Source organism: Apibacter sp. B2966, from assembly GCF_011082485.1.
Taxonomy (GTDB): Bacteria; Bacteroidota; Bacteroidia; order Flavobacteriales; family Weeksellaceae; genus Apibacter.
This window is the reverse complement of the sequence record NZ_CP049714.1, coordinates 724762-751080: the sequence shown is the minus strand read 5'-3', so window position 1 is coordinate 751080 and position 26319 is coordinate 724762. Positions and strand designations below refer to the sequence as shown.

19 protein-coding genes are annotated in these 26319 nt (G+C 33.7%); 14 read left to right on the top strand and 5 right to left on the bottom strand.

All coding sequences use genetic code 11. The features are described from left to right. The first annotated feature begins 231 nt into the window (after positions 1 to 231). The 6 genes from G8C43_RS03200 to purB all read left to right on the top strand — a co-directional run bounded on the left by G8C43_RS03200 (position 232) and on the right by purB (position 9490). Positions 232 to 1518: a TolC family protein gene (locus tag G8C43_RS03200; protein ID WP_166004127.1), complete on the top strand. Its 1287-nt coding sequence runs from the start codon at positions 232 to 234 to the stop codon at positions 1516 to 1518. A gap of 5 nt (positions 1519 to 1523) precedes the next feature. Beyond that, positions 1524 to 2606, top strand: coding sequence for an efflux RND transporter periplasmic adaptor subunit (locus G8C43_RS03195; protein ID WP_166004125.1), 1083 nt, complete (start codon positions 1524 to 1526; stop codon positions 2604 to 2606). Positions 2607 to 2612: 6 nt separating this feature from the next. After that, positions 2613 to 5711, top strand: a complete 3099-nt coding sequence (locus G8C43_RS03190; RefSeq protein ID WP_160566635.1) for an efflux RND transporter permease subunit — start codon at positions 2613 to 2615, stop codon at positions 5709 to 5711. Between the two features lie 31 nt (positions 5712 to 5742). Further along, positions 5743 to 6432 carry a response regulator transcription factor gene (locus G8C43_RS03185; protein ID WP_160543362.1) on the top strand — a complete coding sequence of 230 codons (690 nt, stop codon included), beginning with the start codon at positions 5743 to 5745 and terminating at the stop codon, positions 6430 to 6432. Then, a complete protein-coding gene (locus G8C43_RS03180; RefSeq protein ID WP_166004123.1) occupies positions 6432 to 7796 on the top strand; it encodes a sensor histidine kinase in 1365 nt (454 codons plus the stop codon). Before G8C43_RS03185 ends, G8C43_RS03180 begins: the two co-directional genes overlap by 1 nt. Before the next feature lie 266 nt (positions 7797 to 8062). Continuing rightward, complete coding sequence (purB, locus tag G8C43_RS03175; protein ID WP_160543364.1) at positions 8063 to 9490, top strand: adenylosuccinate lyase; 1428 nt, start codon at positions 8063 to 8065, stop codon at positions 9488 to 9490. Between the two features lie 163 nt (positions 9491 to 9653). On the opposite strand, the gene G8C43_RS03170 is transcribed toward purB, so the two are convergent. The 5 genes from G8C43_RS03170 to thiL all read right to left on the bottom strand — a co-directional run bounded on the left by G8C43_RS03170 (position 9654) and on the right by thiL (position 13817). Beyond that, the gene (locus tag G8C43_RS03170; RefSeq protein WP_166004121.1) at positions 9654 to 10301 is read right to left on the bottom strand and encodes an HD domain-containing protein; all 648 of its coding nucleotides are present in this window, start codon (positions 10299 to 10301) and stop codon (positions 9654 to 9656) included. Between the two features lie 207 nt (positions 10302 to 10508). Next, the gene (locus tag G8C43_RS03165; protein WP_105297870.1) at positions 10509 to 11462 is read right to left on the bottom strand and encodes an acetyl-CoA carboxylase carboxyltransferase subunit alpha; all 954 of its coding nucleotides are present in this window, start codon (positions 11460 to 11462) and stop codon (positions 10509 to 10511) included. 108 nt (positions 11463 to 11570) lie between these two features. Beyond that, the gene (gene rimM / locus G8C43_RS03160; protein ID WP_160543366.1) at positions 11571 to 12089 is read right to left on the bottom strand and encodes a ribosome maturation factor RimM; all 519 of its coding nucleotides are present in this window, start codon (positions 12087 to 12089) and stop codon (positions 11571 to 11573) included. Positions 12090 to 12097: 8 nt separating this feature from the next. Then, complete coding sequence (locus tag G8C43_RS03155) at positions 12098 to 12655, bottom strand: 30S ribosomal protein S16 (RefSeq protein ID WP_105297868.1); 558 nt, start codon at positions 12653 to 12655, stop codon at positions 12098 to 12100. Positions 12656 to 12761: 106 nt separating this feature from the next. Next, positions 12762 to 13817 (bottom strand): thiamine-phosphate kinase, encoded by a 1056-nt coding sequence (thiL, locus tag G8C43_RS03150; RefSeq protein ID WP_166004119.1) that lies wholly within the window; start codon positions 13815 to 13817, stop codon positions 12762 to 12764. 601 nt (positions 13818 to 14418) lie between these two features. Between thiL and G8C43_RS03145 the strand changes: the two genes are divergently transcribed. The 8 genes from G8C43_RS03145 to G8C43_RS03110 all read left to right on the top strand — a co-directional run bounded on the left by G8C43_RS03145 (position 14419) and on the right by G8C43_RS03110 (position 26319). Then, positions 14419 to 18666 carry a PAAR-like protein gene (locus G8C43_RS03145; protein ID WP_166004117.1) on the top strand — a complete coding sequence of 1416 codons (4248 nt, stop codon included), beginning with the start codon at positions 14419 to 14421 and terminating at the stop codon, positions 18664 to 18666. Between the two features lie 9 nt (positions 18667 to 18675). Beyond that, complete coding sequence (locus G8C43_RS03140; protein ID WP_166004115.1) at positions 18676 to 19944, top strand: hypothetical protein; 1269 nt, start codon at positions 18676 to 18678, stop codon at positions 19942 to 19944. A 470-nt stretch (positions 19945 to 20414) separates the two neighbouring features. Further along, positions 20415 to 21221, top strand: coding sequence for a hypothetical protein (locus G8C43_RS03135; RefSeq protein WP_166004113.1), 807 nt, complete (start codon positions 20415 to 20417; stop codon positions 21219 to 21221). A 10-nt stretch (positions 21222 to 21231) separates the two neighbouring features. Next, a complete protein-coding gene (locus G8C43_RS03130; protein WP_166004111.1) occupies positions 21232 to 22533 on the top strand; it encodes a hypothetical protein in 1302 nt (433 codons plus the stop codon). A 120-nt stretch (positions 22534 to 22653) separates the two neighbouring features. Further along, positions 22654 to 24003 carry a hypothetical protein gene (locus tag G8C43_RS03125; RefSeq protein WP_166004108.1) on the top strand — a complete coding sequence of 450 codons (1350 nt, stop codon included), beginning with the start codon at positions 22654 to 22656 and terminating at the stop codon, positions 24001 to 24003. A 9-nt stretch (positions 24004 to 24012) separates the two neighbouring features. Further along, a complete protein-coding gene (locus G8C43_RS03120; RefSeq protein ID WP_166004105.1) occupies positions 24013 to 24159 on the top strand; it encodes a hypothetical protein in 147 nt (48 codons plus the stop codon). A 72-nt stretch (positions 24160 to 24231) separates the two neighbouring features. Continuing rightward, positions 24232 to 25311, top strand: coding sequence for a hypothetical protein (locus G8C43_RS03115; protein ID WP_166004103.1), 1080 nt, complete (start codon positions 24232 to 24234; stop codon positions 25309 to 25311). Between the two features lie 387 nt (positions 25312 to 25698). Next, positions 25699 to 26319: a hypothetical protein gene (locus G8C43_RS03110; RefSeq protein ID WP_166004100.1), complete on the top strand. Its 621-nt coding sequence runs from the start codon at positions 25699 to 25701 to the stop codon at positions 26317 to 26319.

The following is a 26319-nucleotide window of genomic DNA, read 5'->3' as shown; positions in this document are numbered from 1 at the left end:
ATAAATTATTTTTATGCTAAAACTAATATTCACATCCTAGTATAGTAATAGGTTTGCTGTACGTATAGCTAAGTAAACATCTAATCTGAATTTAAAATTTACTATTTAAAAATTCAATAGTTTTTCTAATATAATTCTAATGTCCCTTTAATATAAAAATAACGCAGGTCAAATTTCAATCTAATATTTGGTAAATAAATTTGTCTTAAGACAAAAAATAATGCTTATATAATGCGTAAATACGTTTTTTTACTGGTTTGTACCTTCCTTACAAGTCTGGTTTTTGCACAAAAAGCAGAAGTAATTCAATTAACAAAGGAACAAGCAGAAGGTTTGTTTCTCAAACAAAATTTACAGCTGTTGGCAGAAAAAATGAATATAGATGCTGCCGAAGCTGCTGTTGTACAAGCAAAACTATGGGACAATCCTAACTTTTCGTTAGGTGATGTTAATTTATGGAGTACGAAATCTCAGCGAGAACAAGAGCAAATTCCGGCACTCTTTGGAAAGTTTGCTAAAAATACGGAGTTTACGATGGAACTTAGCCAAATGGTTAAAACAGCCAGAAAAAGAGGTAAACTAATAAATAGAGAAAAGGTATCGAAAGAAATCGCTGTTCAAGAATTTGAGGAGACATTACGGGGCTTAAAACTAGAAGTACGAAAATCGCTGCAAGAGCTCATCTATTTACAATCCTATCAAAAAATATTAAATCACCAGCAAGAAGCGCTTTCAAAGCTGATTACGGCCTACAAAAATCAGGTTGCCGAAGGAAATATAGCAAAAAAAGATTTAATTCGTTTGCAATCCTCACAACTAGAGCTTAGTGGAGAAATTTATGAGGTTAAAAATAATTATAACGAACAACAGAAAATTATAAAATCTTTATTGAATATTCCTCCCCTGAATACGGTTGAAATACTCGAGGGAGACAATGAAGTAAAAAATCCGGATGATATCTTATTACCAAAAATTTTAGAAGAAGCATCTGAAAGCAGACCTGATATCAAAATTGCTAACCTTCAAATTGATTATTTTGATAAAGATTTATTATATGAAAAAGCACAAAAAGTTCCTGATTTAACCTTTGCTGTCAATTATGATCGTATAAGTGCCCCATGGAAAGATTTTATAGGGTTCGGCGTAAGCTTTGATTTGCCCTTTTTCAATAGAAATCAAGGAAATATAAAGTTAGCCCAAGTTAACAAAGAGCAAAGCAAATATCAAGCAAAACAAGTAGTAACTACCGCACAGCATGAAATTACTGAAGCTTATACTAACTATTCAGACACCTACCACCTGTTTAAAGATATACAAAAAGAAAATATTTCCGAAGATTTGGACTATATGTTAGATGCTTATACCAGAAACCTGATGAAAAGAAACATTAGCATGTTGGAATTTATAGATTTCATGGATGCCTATAAAACCAATAAAGAGACCCTATTAAATACCCAAAAAAATCTTTATACACAATTTGAAGAGTTACAATATACTGTTGGAAAAGAAATAAGATAAATCCCATGAAAAAAAATATATACATACTTTCCGTTCTGGCACTTGCCCTATCTTGCACCCATGTAAAAGATAACCAATCAAAAACTCAGGAAGAAGCAGCAATAAACCGGTCGTTTTTTAAACATGTAAAAACCATAAAAGCGGAATTAAAGCCACAAGAAGAGGAGTTAACACTTACAGGTAAAGTAGAATATGATCCGGATAAGATCGTTAATTATGTTCCATTAATTAATGGGGTGGTAACAAAAACCTATTTTTCATTAGGAGACCAAGTAAAACAAGGACAAGTATTGGCAAATGTTCGAAGTTTAGAAGTAAATTCTTTACATTCCGAAAAATCCGGGTTACAATCTGAATTGGAAGTCGCTAGAAGAGAACTAAAAAGTGCGGAATCCATGTATAAAGACAACATGCTATCCGAAAGCGAATTGGTTGAAGCAAGAGCTAAAGTAAAACAAGCTGAGGCCTCTTTAGCAAGGGTACATACGGATATGTCTGTGGTAGGATCCAACGGAAGCGGCAGCTCTTCCATCGTTTCTCCTATGACCGGGTATATTATAAACAAAAATATAACATCAGGCAGTACCATATCTCCGGATGCTGAGTCTATATTTACGGTTGCAGACCTAAGTAAAGTATGGGTGATAGCCAATGTATACGCGAGTAATTTACAATTTGTAAAAGTAGGAATGCCCGTAGAAATGAGTTCTTTATCCTATCCGGGTGAAATATTTCACGGAACCATACAATCCATCTCTCAAGTTTTTGATTCTGAAGAAAGAGTTTTGAAAGCAAGAATAGTTATGGAAAATGCAGATTTGAAATTTAAGCCCGAAATGTCCATGACCATCAAACTAAAAAACAATACAGAAAATACCCATGTGTCAATTCCGGTAAACGCACTCATTTTCGATGACGATAAATACTATGTAATCGTTGAAGAATCCAAAGAAAATTTCAAAGTAAAAGAAGTTCAACTTCAAGGTCACAACGAAGAAACCGCATATATCCTTTCCGGTCTTTCCGAAGGAGAAAATGTTGTGGTTAACCATCAATTACTAATTTATTCAGCTTTAAAAAACAAATAACAAAACATGCATAAGTTTGTTGAAAAATGTATTGCCTTTTCATTAAGGAATCACATACTAATACTATTTCTTAGCGTACTCTTATTTATCGGCGGAATTGTATGTTATCTAAACACACCTATTGAGGCCTATCCCGACGTAACCAACACAAGAGTACGAATTATAACCCAATGGCCGGGAAGAAGTGCAGAAGAAATTGAAAAATTTGTTACACTTCCTATAATGAAGGAAATGAATACCATTCCCAGAAAAACGGAAGTTCGTTCTACTTCTCTTTTTGGTCTTTCGGTGGTAACCGTAATTTTTGAAGATGGAGTAGATGATTTCTTTGCTCAGCAATATGCTTCAAATCGTATGCAGGATATGGATCTTCCGGAAGGAGCCGATCCATCGATAGAACCGCCTTCCGGTGCTACCGGTGAAATATACCGTTATACTATTAAAAGTGACCTTCCTGTTCGCGAAATATCTGCTCTTAACGAATGGGTAGTAGAGCGTGAGCTCTTATCGGTTCCCGGAGTAGCCAGTATTGTAAGTTTCGGTGGAGAAGAAAAATGCTATGAAATAAAAGTAAATCCTACAGAATTAGCTAATTACGGACTTTCACCTTTAGAGGTTTATGAAGCTATTTCAAAAAGTAATATAAATGTAGGCGGAGATGTCATACAAAAAGGAAGTCAAGCCTATGTAGTACGCGGAGTTGGCTTACTGGACAATATCAAAGACATTGAAAATATACTTATTGAAGTAAAAGGTAGCACACCTATACGAGTAAAACAAGTTGCCAACGTTTCTGTTTCTTCAAAACCACGTTTGGGACAAGTAGGGTTGGATGATAGAGATGATGTCGTTCAGGGAATTGTGGTAATGTTGAGAGGACAAAATCCGGGAGACGTGATTAAAAATTTAAAGGTTAAAATAGCCGATTTAAATGATCGTATATTACCGGAAAACGTAAAAATCGTACCTTTTTTAGATCGAACAACCTTAGTAGATGCTACTGTTCATACCGTAATGAAAAACCTGATCGAGGGTATTGTGTTGGTTTCCATTGTAGTATTTATTTTCCTGTTTAACTGGAGAACCACCTTGATTGTGGCTACGGTTATCCCGCTTTCTTTCTTATTTGCCATTATTATGCTTCGAATACAAGGACTTCCGGCGAACCTTATTTCAATGGGAGCGCTAGACTTTGGATTGTTGCTTGAGGGAACATTGGTTATTGTTGAAATCATATTTGTCTCGATGGTAAAGAGAACGGAAGAGTTGGGAGGAGAACGATTTATAAAATCGTCTAAAGGGGGATTAATTAAAAAAAGTGCCGGAGGAGTTGCTTCCCACATATTTTTTGCTCAGATTATTTTGGTCGTTGCCTTATTTCCTATCTTTTCATTTCAAAAAGTGGAAGGTAAAATGTTTTCACCGTTGGCATTTACTTTAGGATATGCTTTAATGGGATCATTAATTTTATCTCTTACCTATGTGCCTGTTATGTGTAAAATTTTACTTACCAAACCGGTTAAAGAAAAATCAAATGCAATCAGCAGATTCTTTTCCTCCCATTTATATAAAATATATCTATTTGCATCCCGACATCGTAAAGGAAGTATTATAACCTTTTGTATACTGTTAGTGCTTTGCATCGTAAGATTTAGTTTTTGGGGTACGGAATTTATACCCAGTATGAACGAAGGAGCAATTTATATACGTGCTACCTTACCTAACAGCATTAATTTGGACGAATCAGTAAAAATCACTCAACAAATGAAAAAGAAGTTGAGGAGTTTTGATGAAGTACAATTTGTATTGTCACAGACCGGACGTCCGAATGACGGAACAGATCCAACCGGGTTTTTTAACATAGAATTCCATGCCCAGTTGAAGCCGGAAAATCAATGGAAGAAAAAAGTTAAAAAAGAAGAGCTTATCCGAGAAATGAAAGATTCTTTAGATATTTATCCCGGAACAGTTTTCGGCTTTAGCCAACCCATACAAGATAATGTAGAAGAATATGTAGCAGGAGTAAAAAGTTCCTTAGTAATTAAAATATACGGAGATGACTTACAAAAGTTGGAACAAATGGCAGATCATGCAGCTTCTATCATACAAAAAGTGAAAGGAGTAGAAGATGTGAATGTGTTCCGAAGCATCGGTTTACCTGAATTACAAATCCGTTTATCCGAAGATCGTATGGCCCGTTATGCGGTGTCCATGGCAGATGCTCAGGCAGTAGTGGAAATGGCAATAGGAGGTAAAGCTGCCACCCAGTTTTATGAAGGCGAAAAAATATTTGATGTCAGAGTACGATTTCAAAAAGAATACAGAGATAATGAAGATAAGATCGGGGAAATTTTAATACCTACCATGGATGGAAAACATGTTCCGTTAAAAGAAATTGCCGATATCAAATTTGTAACCGGCCCGACGTTTATCTATCGAGATGGAAGCAGCAGGTACATCGGAGTTGGGTTTAGTGTTCGCGACCGTGATTTAGGGTCTACTATCAAAGAAGCCCAAGAAAAAGTAAATAAAGAGGTCAAACTAGGTCGAGGAAACCGCATGGTTTGGGCAGGAGAATTTGAAAGCCAACAAAGAGCAACACAACGATTGATGATTATTGTTCCTTGTGCCTTATTATTGATCTTATTTTTACTCTATATGAATTTTAGGACCATCAAAGACACTTTAATTGCAGCAAGCGCCATGCCTTATGCCTTTATCGGTGGTTTTATTTCCCTGTGGATAACCGGTACCACTTTTGGAATTTCTGCAGGAATAGGATTTATTATACTCTTTGGAATTACCGCTATTGACAGCATTTTGTTGATTGCTTTGATGAAGAAAAAGATGAATTCAACCGGAAATTTAAGATTAGCCATAGATAGTGCAGTTAAAAGCAGGATACGTCCGGTGCTGATGATAGCCCTTATGGGATCGATGGGATTATTACCGGCCGCTATGTCCAATGGAATGGGTTCTGAAGTTCAAAAGCCTTTGGCAATTATGATAGTTGGGGGTATAATCACCTGTATGCTTTTATCATTTACTATTTTACCGCAAGTTTTTTATTTTGCTTACCGCAAGAAAAGAAAAATTAAATCATAAAATAGTAACTTTATAAAGCAAAAAGTAAAATATGGAGTTGTTATTGGTAGAAGATAATAAAAAAATCAGTGAGTTCATGATCAAAGGATTAGAAGAAAGCGGTTTTTCAGTCACTTTGGTTGAGAACGGTGTGGATGCAAGAAGTCGTTTAAATGATACCAATTGGAATATGATCTTATTGGATATTATGCTGCCTGATATTGACGGAATGGAGTTGTTGCAGTATATCCGCTATAAAAAAATAACCACTCCTGTTTTAGTAATCAGTGCTTTAGGAGATCCCGATGATAAAGTAAAAGCCCTTAGTTACGGTGCCGATGATTATCTGACCAAGCCTTTTCATTTTAAAGAACTCGTAGCACGAATTCATGCATTGGACAGAAGAAGGAAAATGAATTATGATTCTTCTTCCAATGTATTGGTTTGCGGAGATTTAAAAATGTATTTGGATGAGCATAAAATTCTAAGAGGAGATATAGAAATAGTTCTAACCCATCTTGAATTTAAATTATTAAAATTCTTAATGGAAAATAAAAATAAAGTTGTTTCAAGAACCCAAATTCTAACTAGTGTTTGGGGAATTAACCATGATATAAACACCAATATAGTAGAAGTATATATTTCTTACTTACGAAATAAAATTGATGGCGAGTTTGAAACAAAAATCATAGAAACCATAAAAGGAAGGGGATATCGTATTAAATCTTTATTAGCTGAATAATGAAAATACAGACAAGATTAAGTTTACTAAGCTCCGGTTTTTGGGGAATTGTCTTTATAGCCGTAGCGATTCTGATATTCAGCTTCTACAAAAGGAGCATTGAAAACTCCGTTTACAGAAATTTACAAAAGACCGCTCAAATTATCGGCTATTACTTTTTTGAAGAAGATGAAATAAGTGCAAAAGAATTTCAAAAAATAAAAAAGCAATACGAAAAAATAAACAATCCCTACTTTGAAATTTACGACGATCTGAATCAATTAAAATATGGAAATATACAAGATGTTCCCGAATCGGTAATTAATGAAATACGCTATCAAAAAAAATTGTCCTTTACCACCGATAACTTTTTATGTTATGGAATGTATTATAATGACAACGAAGGCAATTTCGTAATCATTGCTAAGGAAAATAAACAGGATGTGTATCAATACATCAATCCCCTTATAGGAATATTAGTATCCGCCTTTATTGTCGGGTTATTGGCTACCATATTGCTAAACCGTTGGATAGCCCATATAGCCTATCGTCCCATAAGAGAAGCCATTAACCAAGTAAAACAAATGACTCCGGGCGATTCCATGGAATTGAAGACGAGCCGAAATACAGTTAAAGACGAATTGTACGATCTAACTGAAACCTTTAATGAATTGCTAAAAAAAATTTCCGATTCAATTAAAATACAACAAAATTTTGTGAGCTATGTTTCACATGAGTTCAAGACACCTTTGGCAGCGATTCAAGGAAATTTGGAGGTATTTTCCATGAAAAACCGTTCACCTGAAGAATATCAAGCCCTAGCCCAAACATTGATGGAGGAAATAGAACGGCTTCAAGAAATATTAGATATTTTGCTCATTGTTTCCGATTTGCGAAAAAATACAGACATATCAGAACAAATACGTATTGACGAACTCATATTTGAAATTATTAAACGGGTTTCAGATAAATATTCCGACTGCAGTGAGATCATAGATTATACTTTAGATGTTACTTCGGAAAATATAGAGTTGCTTTACATTAATATAGATAAAACACAATTATTTATAGCCTTGTTCAATTTAATTGAAAATGCGGTTAAATTCTCACAAAGAAAATTAGTACGTATTCAACTGTATGAACGTGAAGGAAAATTACATCTTTTGATACAAGATCATGGGATTGGAATTCCCAAAATGCAATTAAGCCAAATAAGTCGTCCGTTTTATCGAGCCCCAAATGCTGAAAAAGTATCTGGATCGGGGATAGGGCTTTCCATTGCCCTTCGTATTTTAGAAAAAAACCATATAGAATATACCATAGAATCCGAAGAAAATAAAGGAACTAAAATTACCTTAACTTTTTTCGGCATGAATCAGGAGTAAATTTACACTCATATTTGTTTTAGCTGTTTATTGTTAAGTAAAATTAGTATCATTTAAATACTAATTCACTTAGCTGGAAAAGGTGAATTTTAAGTAATTCACCTTTTCATTTTTTAACAATAGAATCTTTCCAAAAAAAGATATTTTTAATAATTACAAAAAGCAAAGTGAGTTAGTAAACTTTCATAATTTAAAATTTTTAAAGGAGCATCTTAATTAAATCCTTATTTTTGAGCTGATTTAATCCATTTAACCAAGAAGATAAAATGAATACGTATCAAAATCCGTTGGAAAGCCGCTATTGCAGTGATGAAATGTTGTACAATTTTTCTCCTGAAAAAAAATTTACTACTTGGAGAAAATTATGGTTAGCCCTGGCAGAAATACAAAAAGAGCTTGGTTTAGATATTTCGGATGAGCAAATAAAAGAGCTTAGAGAGCAAGTATCGAAAATAGATTTTAAGAAAGCAGACGAATATGAAAAAAAATTTCGTCATGATGTTATGGCCCATGTACATGCATATGGAGATGCAGCACCGGCAGCACGTCCCATTATTCATTTAGGGGCAACTTCTGCCTTTGTAGGGGATAATACGGATCTTATCCAAATACGTGACGGTTTCGAACTGGTGAAGAAAAAATTGATTAATGTTATTAAAGGATTGCATTCGTTTGCACTTAAGTATAAAGACCATCCTACCTTAGGGTTTACTCATTTTCAACCGGCACAATTAACAACGATTGGTAAACGAGCTACTCTTTGGCTGCAATCGGTTTTATTAGATTTGGAAGATTTAGAATATCGTTTGGAAACGTTGCGTTTCAGAGGAGTTAAAGGTACTACCGGAACGGCTGCCAGTTTTAAAGAATTGTTTGACGGGGACTTTTCAAAAGTCAAGGAATTGGACCGGAAATTATCAGAACGTTTCGGCTTTAAAAAAGTTTTTAAAGTAAGTGGACAAACTTATGACCGAAAGATAGATGCTCAGGCACTAGAAGTACTTTCCAATATTGCACAATCTGCACATAAGTTTACGAATGATTTGCGCTTGTTGCAAAGCTTAAAAGAAATAGAAGAACCGTTTGAAAAGAATCAGATAGGTTCCAGCGCCATGGCTTATAAGCGTAATCCGATGCGATCTGAAAGAATTGCTTCATTAGCTAAATTTGTAATCTCTTTAGCAACATCTCCTGCAATGGTTGCGTCCACTCAATGGTTTGAAAGAACATTAGACGATTCCGCAAATAAAAGATTGAGCATACCTCAAGCATTTTTAGCCATAGATGCCATCTTATTAATCTGGAATAATATCTTGGACGGATTGGTCGTATATCCTAAAATGATTGAAAAGCATATTAATGAAGAACTGCCCTTTATGGCAACCGAATACATCATTATGGAAGGAGTTAAAAACGGAGGAGACCGACAGGAACTTCATGAAATCATTCGTCAACATTCTATGGAAGCAGCCAAAAAAGTAAAAATGGAAGGAAAGCCTAATGATTTAATCGAACGAATTATCAAAGATGAAAAAATAAATATAGACAAAGAAAAATTGATGAAATTGATTAATCCATCCAATTTCATCGGATTTGCTCCGGAACAAACAGAAGAGTTTTTAGATCAGGAAGTAAATCCTATTTTACTAAAATATGAACATCTACTAGGAATAAATTCCGATCTTAGAGTCTAAAAATATATATACTGAATTAACCACTGTGGCAGTCCTGATTGTTTAAACTAATTTAAACTAAACATAAACTAAATATTTATTCTATTCGCCGATTATATGGCAAAGTAACGATCTTCGTGCCCGGTGGTTTTTCAGTATAGAGTTTATTTTTAATTCGGTTTTGTTATCTAGGATATCCGATTTCTTTATAAAATTCTCCCAAAAATTTCAGCATAAATAAATGCCTTTCTTCAGCCATTTCTTTAGCAATATCGGTATTCATCAAGTCTTTCAGCTTCAATAGCTTTTCATAAAAATGATTGATCGTACATGAGGTACTTTTTTGATAAGAAGCACTTTCCGTATATTCGATCGGTTTTTCGTTCGGATCAAACAATTCTCGACCTTTGGTACCACCATAAGCAAATGCTCGGGCTATTCCTACAGCACCTATTGCATCCAATCGATCGGCATCTTGAACAATTTTTGCTTCAAGTGAAGTAGGAGGGGGATTATGTCCGCCCTTATACGAAACTTCGTTAATAATTTTAATGATATCTTCAACGAAACTTTTCGGATATGATAAAGAAGACAGTAATGGAAATACGAGTTCTTCAGTACGGTCCGTTCCATTATGGAGTTTATAATCTCCGACATCGTGAAGCCAGGCTGCCAGTAAAACTTTAGAACGATCAGCCTTTTCGTGAAGGAGAATATTTTGGGCGTTGGTTACTACTCGCTCGATATGCCAATAATCATGTCCACTTTTATCCGAAGAATGTTTATTTTTTATATAACCACGAATGATTAATATTGATTGGTCTAATTCCATGCTTAAATATAGAATTTTAATAAGAATTATATAAATATAAGTTCAAAAATTTAACAGCCCTTTTATTATATTAGAGAGGTATAAAGATATTGAATAGGACTTTTCCACTTCAATTGAAAGTATTGAAATGAAAGAATAAAAAAGAAAAAAGCCCCTTTAAAAAGAGGGGCTTGTATTATTTTTAATATGGAAAATGTATGTAGATAACTATTCGCTATATACACCCATATTTATAAATTTATTTTGTCTGTGTTCCACCAACTCATCAGGAGACATTTTAGAAAGCTCATTATAGGCCTCTAAAACTTGATTTTTTAGAGACATAAAGGCTCCTTCCGGGTTGTAATGAGCGCCGCCAAGCGGCTCCTTAATAATTCCGTCAATAATGCCTAATTCCAAAGAATTTTTAGGAGTTAAACGAAGATTTTCGGCAGCAACTTCTTTGTATTCCCAGCTTCTGAATAAAATTGAGGAACAACTTTCCGGGGAAATTACGGAATACCAAGTATTTTCCATCATGTAAACCTTATTTCCTACACCGATTCCCAACGCACCGCCACTGGCACCTTCACCAATAACTACACAAATAATCGGAACTTTAATTTGGCACATCTGAGCGATATTATACGCGATGGCTTCTCCTTGTCCTCTTTCTTCGGCATCAAGTCCCGGATAGGCTCCCGGAGTATCTATTAAGGTTAGAATAGGAATGTTAAATTTTTCAGCAACCCTCATCAAACGTAACGCTTTTCGGTAGCCGTCTGGATTGGGCATACCAAAACGACGGTATTGTCTTTCTTTGGTATTTTTACCTTTTTGTTGACCGATAATCATAAAAGTTTTACCGTCAATTCTTCCCAATCCCCCGATCATGGCTTTGTCATCGCCATAGTTGCGGTCTCCGTGTAATTCAATAAACGTATTATCAGTGATGGCACTGCAATAGTCTAACGAATAAGGACGAGAGGGATGTCTGGATAATTGTACGGTTTGCCAAGGGGTAAGGTTATCGTATATTTGATGTTTGGTTTGTTCGATTTTCTTTTCGATTTCTTTGCAAGTAGAATTGATATCTACTCCGCTTTCTTTACCAAGCTCGATCCATTTTTTAAGCTGGTCTTCTAATTCTTTTATAGGCAATTCAAAATCTAAATATTCCATTTTATGAGTATTAGTGACTAAATATACTAACTTTTAAATAAATCAAATTAAATTCTCATTTTTGAAACTACTTAGAAATGGTATTTTCAAAAATAAATTTCCAATGAATTATAAATCCAAAATTCCTTCAGGTAAAGTCATTGAAATGTAATGATCATTTCTGTTTACTTCAATAATCCAATCATTAATAATAGGAATGTAAATAAATTTATCATTTTTAGATAGTTTTATAATAAAAAGAGCTTGTGCGCTGTTATCGTTTATTTCAGTAATTTCTCCAATCTTTTGTAGGTTTTCGTCTACTAAAGAAAAGTGTATAACTTCATGATAATAAAATTGTTTTCCTTTTAATTTAGGTAATGTATTTAAAGGAAGGTACAGCTGCGTTCCTATTAAGTCTTGTGAATTGATAGAAGTATCTTCAAATTTTACACGTAATGAATCTTTATTATAGAGTTGACATTCATTTAGAAAAAAAGGAACCGGCATTTCATTGATATTAATAAATACCGATTCCAAATTATTGTAAGCCTCCGGTTCATCTGTGTCTAGTTTAACAATCAGATGACCTTTCAGACCATGAGTTTTAGTGATTGTGCCTAGGTAGTAACAATCTTCTAATTGCATGAATCTAATTAGGCTTTAGGTTCTTCATTAGTTTCAGCCTGAGCATCAGTAGCTGCTTCATCTTCTGCGATGATTGCTTCTACTACTTCTTCTGCATCGTTAGCTTCTGCTTCTTCTGCTTTTTGTTGAGCAGCGATACGGCTTTCATTTACTTTTCTTTCAGCTTCAAGCTTTTCTTTTTTCGCTTGTTGCTTAGAAGAAGCCAATTTGTCTTTTTTCGCTTGAATGGCTTTTTCTTTGTCTTCCAACCAAGCTTGGAATTTTTTCTCTGCTTCTTCAGCCGAAAAAGCTCCTTTTTTAACCCCTCCGTTCAAATGCTTTTTTAATAAAGCACCTTTGTAAGAAAGGATAGATTTTGCTGTATCTGATGGTTGAGCTCCTTTTTCTAACCAGCTCACTGCTCTGTCAACATTTAATTCAATGGTTGCAGGGTTGGTCGTAGGAACGTAAATTCCTAATTTTTCGATGTTTTTACCATCTCTTTTAGCTCTAGAATCTGCTACAACAATGTGAAAAACCGGTTTTCCTTTTTTACCGTGTCTTTGTAATCTAATTTTTACTGCCATAATTTTTTATTTTGGGATCCCGTCCCGTTATTAGTTAAGTTTGCAAATATACTACTTGTTTTACTATTGCTGCAAATTTTTGCGTACAAATTATCGTTTTATACTCTTAGTTTTTCTTGGAAAAATGAGCATCCCAGCCTTGAGCATTCAACGGAATGCGCTGTGTATTTCCTTTAGTTATCAAAACATTTTCAACCGTTTCGGTAGCATGACCGATAATGGTGAAGTTAGGATTATGTTTGATCTTATCATGATCTTCAATAGGGATGGTAAATAAAATTTCATAATCTTCTCCCCCGTTTAGTACCCCTGTTACGGGATTGATACCGAATTCTTCCGCTGTAGTAATTACCTGGCTGTCCATCGGGATTTTTTCTTCATAAATGGAGAAGCCAACGTTACTTTGTTGGGAAAGATGAATGATTTCAGAGGCCAACCCGTCGGAAATATCGATCATAGACGTAGGATGTACGTCCATTTCTTTAAGTAACGCTTTAATTTCCGTACGTGCTTCAGGTTTTAATTGCCTTTCCAAAATATAATTATACCCCGATAAATCCGGTTGAAGGTTTGGGTTAACTTTAAAAACAGAATTTTCACGTTCCAATACTTGTAATCCGAAGTAAGCACCGCCTAAATCACCGCTGACAACCAAAAGATCATTGGGTTTTGCTCCTTTTCGGTAGACAATCTCGTCTTTATGAGCATATCCCACGGTAGAAATATTTATTACCAATCCCAGGTTGGATGAAGTGGTATCTCCTCCGACTAAATCTATAGAATAGTGTTTACACGCCAGGTGAATTCCGGTGTATATTTCTTCCAATGCTTCTACCGGAAAACGATTGGATACGGCTATGGAAATCAGTATTTGTTCCGGAACGGCGTTCATGGCAACCAAATCGCTGAGTCCGATAACTACTGACTTATAACCTAGATGTTTTAAAGGGGTATAAGCCAAATTGAAATGAATATTTTCCAATAGCATATCGGTAGAAACTAACACCTTTTTATCTTTTGGATCCAACACGGCGGCATCGTCTCCAACTCCTTGTAGAGTAGAGGGATGTTTAGGTTTGAAATTTTGAGTAAGATGTTCGATCAGTCCAAATTCACCATATTCTGAAATTGAAGTTTTATATGGGTTCTTATTATCAAGCATACTGCGGATATCTATTAATTTATTTTGAATTCGATTTTCGAATTTACGGCTTTTTCGGGTATATGCCTTATTATTTGTATTGCGATCCGTAATTTTTTCGATTTTTTGCTAAATAGTAGGAGTGTAATTAAAAGATTTTACAAGGATTGAATAATATAAAGTTTTTTTTAGAAAAAAATATCCATACAGATTCAATGAGTAATTTTTAAGGCGGTTACCCATAACAAAAACAACACCCCAACACTGTAAATTCATAAACTACAACAAGATATCCCATACTTATTTTCAAAATAAGACCCGAACCAACCCATAATTTTGTTCAGACAACCCAACAGCATCTTTTTGATGATCAACAAGTTAAAGTAAAAATAACCGTAAAAGTTATAAATTCTGATAAAAAAATCTTTATCTTAGCCGAATAATTTTCACAAAGCCTAACGTATGAATATAACGTCTCGTTGTTTCGTGTATAGTTTATTTAGTGTAAATCGGAATCTAATTCTTATGGAATTTTTCCGCTTGTAAAGCTTAAAAAATAAAAAAGTAAAGGGAATTTTAATTGCTTTACTCCCACTAACTCAACCTTAAAAAAACTAACTCCATGCCCGATAAAAAACCCGATCATTTAGCCTTAGTAGTAGAAGGAGCTTGCGTAAGCTGCAACCGAGGAAGCATTCCCGAGTGTATTTTAAAAGTAAAGCATAAGGACGATGACAAGTACCTGGCCAACCAAAAGAAAATAGCCACCTGGCTGGAAGATGACCAAGACCACATGAATTTTGGATTGTGTAACCGAAGCAGTCCCCAGCCGGCCTGCACCCCTCAAATTTCATGGAAAGATTATTATCAAAACGCCGAATTCGGCAAACAAAAACCACTGACGGAAGCTTCCTACGGGGAGTGTAAGTATAAGGGGAAAATCACCATTAAAAACCACGGCCAAAGGGTCAAACTCTCGGCTAAAATTTTTAAAAAACACCTCAGGGAATCGTATGATATTTTTATGATAAGTCCGAAGATTGCGGCTTCATTAGGAAATACCATTCCTTCGGTAAGCAAAATAGATTTGGTTTCTTCAAGCGTTCCCAAGCAAACAATCCCCTCCCACCGAGAAGTGTGCTTTGAAATAGGCGGAGCGGTTAAAACAATCACCCTTCAGGCCACGGTAAGGGAAAAAGACGATGCCAGTCTGGTCAATTGGGCCTACTACAAAGGAGATACTCAAAAAGACCGAATAAAAACTTATCTGGAATACGGAAGCACACACCAAGTAAACCTGGAAGAGTTACCTGAAGGCAAGACCACCATCTTCGGTTACGGAAAGGTTCCCATAGGAGATTCTACCAAAATAATCATCCATCGCAAAGCAAACAAACTCGAGGAAATCGTTGTCAACGCAAAGCAGGTTTCCAAAGAGAAAATCGTGGAACTTCCCAAAAATACTCCCACCTATTTTACCCCTCGCTATACCTTTCCCGATTCGCTAAAAACCAAGTTCTTTATATTGCAAGGCATGCGATGGCGCATCAAAGATTTGAACGGGACGATCTTATATACGAATGCTCCGGGATTTTCTGCCGATCATAAAAACAGTCCTTTGGGAGCGCAGATTCTCTCGGGAAGTCTGATGGCTTCTTTTCGCAACAGCGGCTCTTATGTTATAGAGTTGGAAGACCATAATTATGTTCCGATGGGAATGTTGCTTAATCGGCGCATGTTGACCGTAAAAATAAAAAACCGATCGGCAGAAAATATAGTAAACCTGGGAAGCGACAAGATACGAAAAGACGGCATTTTTCATCTGAAAGTCTCGAAAATCAAGTATAATTACGAAGGAATGATCGGATTAGGGAATCGGGTTTTTTGGATTGTTCAAAAAGACGGGGGAAAAGCCATACGGTTAGGACTTAAAGAAGAGTTAAAGATCAGTGTTGCAGCGCTTGTCGAAGAATTCAAAAAACAAGGGCAGCCTGTAACCGACCTTTACGGGATTTATAAATTCCGAGCCTTCGGGGAAGATAAAGACTCGGCAGCTGTTTTGGGAAAAGGTCCGGATACGGCATGGATTGAAGTGGGCAAGAACCGTTTGGAAAGCATCAGCGGTCCTGAAAAACTACCCGTGGGAGCTGAAGCTGTCTATAAGATCCAACCCTTGATGCCTCTGCAAGCGGGAGAAATGCCACAATGGACCGAACCGCATTCTGTCGAGTTGAAATGGAGTCTGTCCTCCGACCGTCAACAAGCGGTTTTACGAATGGACAGGAAAGATAAAGTTACTTTTTCGGCCCAACTGAAGGGAGAGGAAGTAAGTGATCGTTCAGTAGAAAAAACCGTACAAGCGGAAGAGGTTTTTCTGGAAAGAGCCTTGTGGTGTTACAAAAACGGAACCAGAAGGACCGAGACGGGCTGGGAGGAAGAAAATTATTTCTACCTTAGTTTGAAAGGGCTGGAGAGCGTTGGAATTAAAGTAACGATTTGGGCAGAACATCCCAACTTTGAACCATTGGAAACCTTCCGCCGACAAGAATGTTTGATAAAAGAACTGGATGCCGTCTTGGATAAAAAAGGAAGTTGTCAACTTTCCTTTATTGTGGACCGGGAAAGTAAAGAAAAGATACAAACCATCAATCCCGACCCTAAAGTACAGACCAAACTTTTTTTTACGGTGGAATTTACCTCAAAACAACCGTTGGATCTTTCTCGCATATCCTTGATCCACCGGGCAGACGGTCAAGAAGTGGAAACGGTGCATATAGACGGGAAAACGTTATATTTGGTATTGGATCGCAGAGAATATTTGAAAGTCCCTGCTCCTGCGCGCATTACTTCTTTGTGTTTTTCTAATGAGGCAGCGGATGATGTTCAGATAAAGACTACTGAGTACGGCATAAAACATACGGTTTGGGTACATACCGTGGGTATGGCTAAGGAAAAACTGACGGTGGTTGTGTATAAAAAATTGGGGGCGGATGATTGGGCGGATTCTTATAACGAAAAGCAAAAGTCCTTTATGGTGGCAACACAGGCAAAAAGGTATGAGGCAGAGGTGGTGGGGACCGACGGCTTACTGTCGCTGGATTTTACCCCGGAGAGGGACTCGAACTTTCCGAGCCCTCAGGTGTTCTATATCGCCGTTTTTAAGGAGGAAAAGGATACGAACGATGCAACGGTTTGGGTGGAATTGGAATCTCAGCTGAAAACGGTAAACAGGGATTCGTATGAAAAGGTTTTTAATGAGGAGTATTCGCAGGTGGGCATAGCCATGCCCACTTTGGAGGAAGGGCAAACTCCTACCGCGGAACAATTAAAAAAGGTGGAATCTGGTTTTTTTCATTTTTTTAATCCGCTCTATGTTTCTGATCTGGGAAATCTTGAAGATTTATCTTCTGTTTCTTTGGTTACCGTGGCCAGGGGGAAGAACTTGATGAAAAAACGTAATTGTTATTGTCATCGAGATTTTACCGAAGAAGAAATGGAACAATTGCTGATCCATATGAACGGGAATACGAAACTGTGGACCGACGGATTGATTAATGACAACAGCGTAAAAAGTTTGACTAGGGAATTAAATCAAATGTTTCGCAGGTATGGTATTAATACTTGCATACAAAAAATTACTTTTTTGGCTCAAGTAAATGCAGAGACGGGATTTTTTAAATTATCGCAAGAAAAACCTAGTAAATATAAATCCAGTACTTCCTTTTATAAAGGGAGAGGATTGATTCAACTTACCGGTAATTTAAATAAGGATGGAACCGCTTATAGTGTTCCCGGACCTTATGAAAAGTATGGAAAATATTTAGCAGACAATGGATATCTGGAAAAAGAAGAGGAAGGAATATTTATCAGCGATCCTGATTTGATATCCAAAGATCTACATTATGCCATAGACAGTGCCGGTTGGGAATGGGAGGTTTTTAAAAGGGTTTCAACATGGGGAGATAAAAAAGATGATTCAGCTGAAATAAAACAAATCAAAGCATGGAAAAGGGTGCGTTTTAGTAAAGGATTAGATCAAAGTTTAAACCGATTGGCTTTGGTTATGGAAGAAAGTGGAGAAGAGGAAAATTATTTTTGGTTGCAATCTAAAATACTTAACGGATATTCGCCCGATCATAAAGATAAACCCGATCCGCATGGTTGGGAAAAGCGCAAAGAAGGACTTAGAAAGTTAAAAACATGGTTTAAGTACGACAAGGCTGTTTGTAGAGGGGAGAAAGAGTTGGAGTTTATAAACACCAAAGGCAGAGCGCCGTGGATGGAACTTGCAGAAAGTATAGCTAAAGAAATGAAAGGTTGTAAAGAAGGTAAAGAGCCCATGTACTCAAATGCTAAAAAGTATTTACAATACTGTGGACTTGAAACTAAACCCACAGATGGGGAAAATGGTCCTTGGTGTGCTGCTTTTATGAATTGGGTAATAGGACAGACTATAAATCCTAAGACAAATATGCCATATAACCATGCAAAATCAGCAGCCTCTTTAGCTCCTACAAAAGATGCAACAAAAAATAATTATAAGCAAATATCTGAACCTATTTATGGTTGTTTGGTTGTATACAAACATTCCAATGGCTCTAATGGGCATACGGGATTTTTAATGGGCAAAACGAAAGATGGAAGATATATTTTATTAGGTGGAAATCAAGATGATACAATACGTTTTGATGCTTATGGAGAATATACAAGCAAAAGTAAAATAAAAAAATTATATGGATTTTATGTTCCTAAAGACTATGAGATAAAAGATCAAGACAAATTAACGGATAATGATATATATGAAAGTGCAGATGCATTAAATATAAAATTCGGAATTATAGCAGAACCATCAACAGGAAAAACAAATTAATTATAACTTATGAAAAAACAGATAATAAATATATTATTTCTACTGGGAAATATTTTAACTATTTCTTGTCAGGAAACACCAAAAAACGAAACAGTACAAAAAAACAAAAAAGAAATTCAATCTATTGATACCCTTACTTTAAAAAAATCGGATACTATGTTGAATATAGAAGAAATTAAAAAGCATATAGAATTACAAAAAAGACTAGAAACAGCTGAATTAGAGTTTGATGATCCGTATGAATATACCGAAAAAGACTTAGAATTAGCCTTAAAAGTTATACATATAGGATTACTGAACAATGGTTTTAAAGATATAACTGATCATGATTTCAAATTAAAGATGCAAAAAATATTTAATTATGAAAGGAAATATAGTGATAAATGTGCTTATAACTGGTATTATTTAAACGATAATAATTATAATTATATATTATATGGATTATCATATAAATTGGATAATGAAATACTAACAGCTGAACGACTTAAGTTTGGATCTTTTATAGAAATAGGAAACTATTTTTTTAGCAAAGATTATCATTTTGTGACAATTATACCGTATCTAAAAAATTTAATCCAAATTAATCCCGATAATTCGTATAAAATAAAATTACCACAAGAATTAATCTCACGAAACAAATACTTATTTACTGACGATAAAAGCCAGTTTCCATGGTTGGTTACGCATGATAAGTTTTTTATGCGCAGTTTGGTAACAGACTTTGGATATACGGAAGATAAAAAACTATTACAATGGGTGATTGAAAATACCCATCTTCCACGCTTTTATACTTATGCAAAAAAAAATGACTTAGAAGAATTGGGGAAATTATTATGGACTAAAGATTGTAATGGAGAAATACGAGTTCATCAAAATACCTTAGATATTCTAAAAGAAATGTCTACACCGGATGAAAATTTATATATCATGTATGTAGCTGAGTATCTTACAAATATAGAATACCTAAATGCTAACGAAGAATTAAGTGATGCGCAAAAAGCAAAAATAGCAGCTCATTTATTGTATTGGGGAGAACAATATAAATACGATGAACTTTATGATTATAATCAAATGTTTATGGGGCATTTTTGGCATTATATGGATGATGGCACATATGATAAGGAATTTAAAAAGAACAATTATTACGGTTTACCCAAATTTAAAGAATGGTATGAAATAGCTAAAAATGAAAAAGATTTATTTTTAGATGATCAGACTATACCCGATTCACCACAACCATTAGATTATGAATTTAAATCAGATCGATTAAAACGATAATCCCTTTTTAAATAAAATTTAAAATAAAGACAACTTTAACATAGACACTTGTGCTCGAAAAGCACATTTTTTTCCATAATTTCGCGAAGAATCGGGCTTAGATTTGAAAGGAGCCTTGGAAGGTGAAAGTTTATATATAGTGCAAATATAATTCCAGCAAATCTAAATATAAAGGAAGAGGTTTCCATCAGTTAACAGGAAAACAAGATGATACCGGATTATATAATGAACCAGGACCTTATGAAAAATATGCGGAATTTGTAGAAAATAAAAAAATAGTAGAACAACCGGATTTAATTTGTACTCAAATTCACTATGCTATAGATATTGCCGGGTGGTTTTGGACTAATAAAGAAAGCTGAAAAACTGTACCTAATTGGTCTTCATTATCCCAAAAAGAATATATAAAATTCCGTGCAAAGCATTTTTCAAAAGCATTAGGTAAACCTTTAAATGAAGTATCTCATTTAGTGGAAGAAGATGAAAAATATTATTGGCTTCAAGCTAAGTTACTTAATGGATATCCAAAAGGACAAAAACTTGAAACAAATCCTATAGGATGGAACATTCGGGAAAAAGCATTTAAAATACTCAAAAATGAGGTTTTTGAGTTTGATAAACTTTGCAAAGGAGATAAAGAACTAGAATTTAGTATAAAAGAAAGAGCCCCGTGGATGGATACAGTCGTTAATGAAGCAAAAGTTTATGGAGGAAAGAAACAATCATTAATTGAAGAAAGAGTATCATTATATCATAGAAAGGGAGCTAACTACAATGGTGTAAAAGACGCTTGGTGTTCATCTTTTGCCTGTTGGTGTCTAGAAAACACCACACCACCATTTCAAACACCACATTCAGCAGCCTCCTCATCATTTATTAATCACAAGACTGTAGAAAGATGTGAAGCTTTCTTTGGTGCAATCGCTACTTTTTCAGATTGTGATAAAAATGGCAATATAGAAAGTACAGGGCATGTTACTTTTGTTTATGGAAAATTGCCAGGCTCTAAAATATATGCTGTATTAGGAGGAAATCAAAATAATATGATAAAAGTATCATTTTACGATTGTAGTGGTAATGTATTTTATAGCCATTATAGTGTAAAAAGAAAAAAACATGTATATAAAAAATTTAGAGGTTTCTTTAAACCAAAAAATTATGTTATTAAGTCTGAAGAACTATTAACAGATTCAGATAATTATAAAACGGTTGATGATGCAAATAAAAAAATCGGATTAGGTTTAATTAAAACTTCAACTGGTGAAAAAGATGATTAAAAAATTTATAATGAAATACAAAATATTTTTTATCGGTTTATTTTTATCTTCCTTATCATTATATAATTGTCAAGATAAAGAAAATAAATCATTTTTTGAAAAAAAGCAAATTAATATGAATATAGAAAATATATTTCCAATATTGGTAAAACAAATTGAAGCTGGAAATGATCAAAAATATAGTTGTTATAGCGAATATGGTAAAGAAGATTTAGACGCTTTAATATCTATTGAAGATACCTTATTAAAAAACAATGGGTATAAAATTCCTAAAAAAGAGATTTTTAATGATAAAATAAAAAATATTTTTGGAAGAATTATCGATAATAACTCTGAAAATCAATATTTAAAAATTGATACAAATGAAGAATTAATATGTAATAAAGAGTTAAAGTTTTACCCCTATTCAGTAGATGCACAATATCTATATGTTGATAAAAAACATTATTTTATTACTTATTTTTACGCTCTACCTCAAATTTTAGATTATATTAAGTTATATCCTGATATTAAAATATATGAGGAAGAAGATATAATAATAAAAGATGAAATTGAAAAAGTTCAGGTAAAAGCTTCTCAGTGGAAAGATGATAATGATTTACATAAAAATAGAAATTTTAATAAGCAACTATTAATTTCTAGAAACAAATATTTATTTAATGATGATAAAAGCCATTTTCCATGGCTGGTTACCCATGATGAATATTTTATGGAATCTTTAGTAACCGTTTTCGGCTATACAGAGGATAAAAGATTACTAGAATGGGCTTTTAAAAAACAAGGCTTTAAATATGTGAAATATCCATCAGATAAAATCTTGGAAAATTTCGGGAAATTTTTATGGACAAAACAATGTAATGGTGAAATTAAAATTCATGATACAACATTAAACCTAATAAAAAAATTATTAGTACCTTCTTCTCAATCAGGAAATGAAGTTAATATATTGTATTTAGCAGAATATATAAATTATTTGTCTAATGAAGATAAAGATATTCCTCTTGATTTTTCGCAAAAAGCAAAACTAATAGCCACATTATTAGCCTTTGGAGAACAATATAAATATAACAAAGAATATGGTTATAATCAAATGTTTTTAGGTAAGTTCATACATTATCAAGATATCGAAAAAAAATATAAAAAAGAATTTGAGAAAAACAATTACTACAACATACCTAATCTAAAAAAATGGTTTTTAGAAGCAGAGCAGGAAAAAGATATGTTTGAAAATGATCAAACCTTATCAGATGATCCACAACCTATGGATTATCTATACAAAGCTACATATAAGAAAGGGCCTTTTTCAAAATAGTTTAAAAAATTTAATATTCTCCAGTATAAATTAAAGGGTGAATATAAAATTTAAAAGAAAAAAGGTTGTTATTGTCATCGAGATTTTACCGAAGAAGAAATAGAACAATTGCTGATCCATATGAACGGAAATACGAAACTGTGGTCCGACGGATTGATTAATGACAACAGCGTAAAAAGCTTGACTAGGGAATTAAACCAAATGTTTCGCAGATATGGAATTAATTCTTGCATACAAAAGATTACTTTTTTGGCTCAAGTAAATGCAGAGACGGGATTTTTTAAATTATCGCAAGAAAAACCTAGTAAATATAAATCCAGTACTTCCTTTTATAAAGGGAGAGGATTGATTCAACTTACCGGTAATTTAAATAAGGATGGAACCGCTTATAGTGTTCCCGGACCTTATGAAAAGTATGGAAAATATTTAGCAGACAATGGGTATCTGAAAAAAGAAGAGGAAGGAATATTTATCAGCGATCCTGATTTGATATCCAAAGATCTACATTATGCCATAGACAGTGCCGGTTGGGAATGGGAGGTTTTTAAAAGGGTTTCAACATGGAAATATGATTCAAGAGATTCTAATCAAATAAAAGAAGTTAAGGCATGGAAAAGGGAGCGTTTTAGTAAAGGATTAGATCAAAGTTTAAACCGATTGGCTTTGGTTATGGAAGAAAGTGGAGAGGAGGAAAATTATTTTTGGTTGCAGTCTAAAATACTCAACGGATATTCGCCCGGTCATAAAGATAAACCTGATCCGCATGGTTGGGAAAAACGCAAAGAAGGGCTTAGAAAGTTAAAAACATGGTTTAAGTACGACAAAGCTGTTTGCAAAGGAGAGAAAGAGTTGAAACTAGATACAGGAAATAGGGCGCCATGGATGTTATTTGCTGAAGAAGAACTTAAAAAGTATGGAGGTATAAGACAAAATAGAACTCCTTTAAAAGAAAGAGTAATTGAATATTTTAGAACTTCTAAAGATACCTGGGATAATGAAAAAGGGTATTGGTGCGGAGCATTTGTTAGATGGTGTTTTGCACAAACAACAGATTATAATTATGTGTTTGATTCATATGATTCAGTAACGGCGTTTAATTGGCTTTCATCAGAGCATAAAACAAATAAAGGGATACATAGTAAAAGATCTAATGATGTTGAAGCAATCCTTAACATAAAAGATATATTTGTTGGTGCTATAATTATTTTTAGTTATAGCCACGTAGCTTTTGTATTAGGACAGTCAGAAGATGAAAAATTAATTTATTATTTGGGTGGAAATCAATCTGATAAAACTGATGATGATGGTCCTGGAAAAAGAACAATTTGCATCGGCAAAATTTCCAAGTCTAAAATGAATAGTGAATTTTGGTTATCTAAGCCTAAAAACTATACTCCGACAAATGAAGATAAACAATTGCCAAAACTAAATGTTTCTGCTTATACATTAGATTATACAAGTACTCGTTAAATATTATATATGAAAAAAATAACAATTATTCTATCTCTAATCATATTGCCAAACTGTAAAGGTCAAGATAGTAAATTAAGCGAAAGAATATCCGAAAATTTAAAAACTCAAAAAAATATGTTAACTGTAGAAAATATTTTGAAAGATCAATTATAGTCAGGCTCATCAGGCTTATATGAGGAAACAGCTGATGGAGAAACATATAATTATAAAAATAAAGATTTAGAAGTGACAATTCCTATATTAAAGGAAAAATTAGAAATTTCAGGATTTAGATTTCTTAATAATGAAGATTTTAATTCGAGAATTAAAGTATTATTTGGAAGAATAATAAATTCTAACTCAGATTTAAAATATTTATATTTATCTCCAATAGATAAATGTGAAAGAGTAATCAATTTTTATAGAAATAAAAATACTGCTAGTGCAAATCTACCATCATATTATATAATAAAGAATATAAATTTTATAACAGATTTGTATGCACTACCAGAATTAATAAATTATCAAAAAGAATATCCAAATTTAGCTAAAATTGAAGATTCAATTAAAATTCATATAGTTAAAGATGGTAACAATGTAAAATTGAATCTTTGGAAAAATGAAAAAGACTTAGCAAAAAGAAGGTTTATAAATCAACAATTATTAATTTCCCGAAACAAATACTTATTTAATGACGATAAAAGTCAGTTTCCATGGCTGGTTATGCATGATGAATTTTTTATGCGCAGTTTGGTAACTGAATTTGGTTATACTGAGGATAAAAAACTATTGAAATGGGTGATTGAAAATACGGATTTACCACTGTTTTCAAAGTTTGCCGAAACAAAACATTTGAAAGAATTGGGAAAACTATTATGGACCAAGGATTGTAATGGAGAAATACGAGTACATCAAAATACCTTGGATTTACTGAAAGAATTATCTACCCCACATGACGATTTATATATTATGTATGTAGCAGAGTATTTATCAAATTATATGGCATCCTTTGCAATTAAAGAAGAAAATTTGACAATAGAACAAAAAGCAAAAATTGCTGCTTATTTATTGTATTGGGGAGAGCAATATAAATACGATAAACATTATGATTATAATCAAATGTTTATGACCCGATTCTATTACTATCATTTTGAAAGAGAGGCTTACGAAAAAGAATTTAAAAAGAATAATTATTACGGTTTACCTAAATTTAAAGAATGGTATGAGGCAGCGAAGAAAGAAAAAGATTATTTTAATGGAGGAGAAGGAATGGAAGATGATCCAAACCCTTATGATTACAGGCGTATTGCAGAACCAATAAAATAAAAAATATATTTAAATATAACAGGTTTAATTCAACAAACAATGTATAAAAGAAGATGATCATATAAAATAAAAACACATTACAGTTTAAATTGAACTATATATATTAAAATAAAATTCTATGTCTATACGACATTTATGCTGTTATAACCAATTTTTTAAATATAGAGTTTATTATAAAATTCAAAAATAATCTCTAATAATATCTTTAAAAATATTAATTCAGAGGAAGAAAAATACTTTTGGCTGCAATCTAAAATACTTAACGGATATTCGCCCGATCATAAAGATAAACCCGATCCGCATGGTTGGGAAAAACGCAAAGAAGGATTTAGAAAGTTAAAAACATGGTTTAAATACGACAAAGCTGTTTGCAAAGGAGAGAAAGAGTTGGAGTTTATAAACACTAAAGGGAGAGCGCCGTGGATGGAACTTGCAGAAAGTATAGCTAAAGAAATGAAAGGTTGTAAAGAAGGTAAAGAGCCCATGTACTCAAATGCTAAAAAGTATTTACAATATTGTGGACTTAAGACTAAACCCACAGATGGGGAAAATGGTCCTTGGTGTGCCGCTTTTATGAATTGGGTTATAGGACAGACTATAAATCCTAAGACAAATATGCCATATAACCATGCAAAATCAGCATCATCATTAGCCCCAACACATAATTTAACAAAAGATAAATATAAACAAATATCAGAACCCATTTATGGTTGTTTAGTAGTTTACAAACATATAAAAGAATGGAAAGGGCATACTGGTTTTCTTTATGGTAAGACAAAAAGTGGAAGATATATTTTATTAGGAGGGAATCAAGATGATACAATACGATTCGATTCCTATGGAGAGATGATAGGAAATGTTAAAAAAATTCATGGATTTTATGTTCCAAAAGACTATGAAATTAAAGATCAAGACAAATTAACGGATAATGATATATATGAAAGTGCAAAAATATTAAATATAAAATTTGGAATTATAGCAGAACCATCAACAGGAAAAACAAATTAA

Coding starts and splice junctions, on each gene's coding strand:
- G8C43_RS03200 (WP_166004127.1), top strand. CDS start 232: ATGCGTAAATACGTTTTTTTACTGGTTTGTACCTTCCTTACAAGTCTG.
- G8C43_RS03195 (WP_166004125.1), top strand. CDS start 1,524: ATGAAAAAAAATATATACATACTTTCCGTTCTGGCACTTGCCCTATCT.
- G8C43_RS03190 (WP_160566635.1), top strand. CDS start 2,613: ATGCATAAGTTTGTTGAAAAATGTATTGCCTTTTCATTAAGGAATCAC.
- G8C43_RS03185 (WP_160543362.1), top strand. CDS start 5,743: ATGGAGTTGTTATTGGTAGAAGATAATAAAAAAATCAGTGAGTTCATG.
- G8C43_RS03180 (WP_166004123.1), top strand. CDS start 6,432: ATGAAAATACAGACAAGATTAAGTTTACTAAGCTCCGGTTTTTGGGGA.
- purB (WP_160543364.1), top strand. CDS start 8,063: ATGAATACGTATCAAAATCCGTTGGAAAGCCGCTATTGCAGTGATGAA.
- G8C43_RS03170 (WP_166004121.1), bottom strand. CDS start 10,301: ATGGAATTAGACCAATCAATATTAATCATTCGTGGTTATATAAAAAAT.
- G8C43_RS03165 (WP_105297870.1), bottom strand. CDS start 11,462: ATGGAATATTTAGATTTTGAATTGCCTATAAAAGAATTAGAAGACCAG.
- rimM (WP_160543366.1), bottom strand. CDS start 12,089: ATGCAATTAGAAGATTGTTACTACCTAGGCACAATCACTAAAACTCAT.
- G8C43_RS03155 (WP_105297868.1), bottom strand. CDS start 12,655: ATGGCAGTAAAAATTAGATTACAAAGACACGGTAAAAAAGGAAAACCG.
- thiL (WP_166004119.1), bottom strand. CDS start 13,817: ATGCTTGATAATAAGAACCCATATAAAACTTCAATTTCAGAATATGGT.
- G8C43_RS03145 (WP_166004117.1), top strand. CDS start 14,419: ATGCCCGATAAAAAACCCGATCATTTAGCCTTAGTAGTAGAAGGAGCT.
- G8C43_RS03140 (WP_166004115.1), top strand. CDS start 18,676: ATGAAAAAACAGATAATAAATATATTATTTCTACTGGGAAATATTTTA.
- G8C43_RS03130 (WP_166004111.1), top strand. CDS start 21,232: ATGAAATACAAAATATTTTTTATCGGTTTATTTTTATCTTCCTTATCA.
- G8C43_RS03125 (WP_166004108.1), top strand. CDS start 22,654: ATGAACGGAAATACGAAACTGTGGTCCGACGGATTGATTAATGACAAC.
- G8C43_RS03120 (WP_166004105.1), top strand. CDS start 24,013: ATGAAAAAAATAACAATTATTCTATCTCTAATCATATTGCCAAACTGT.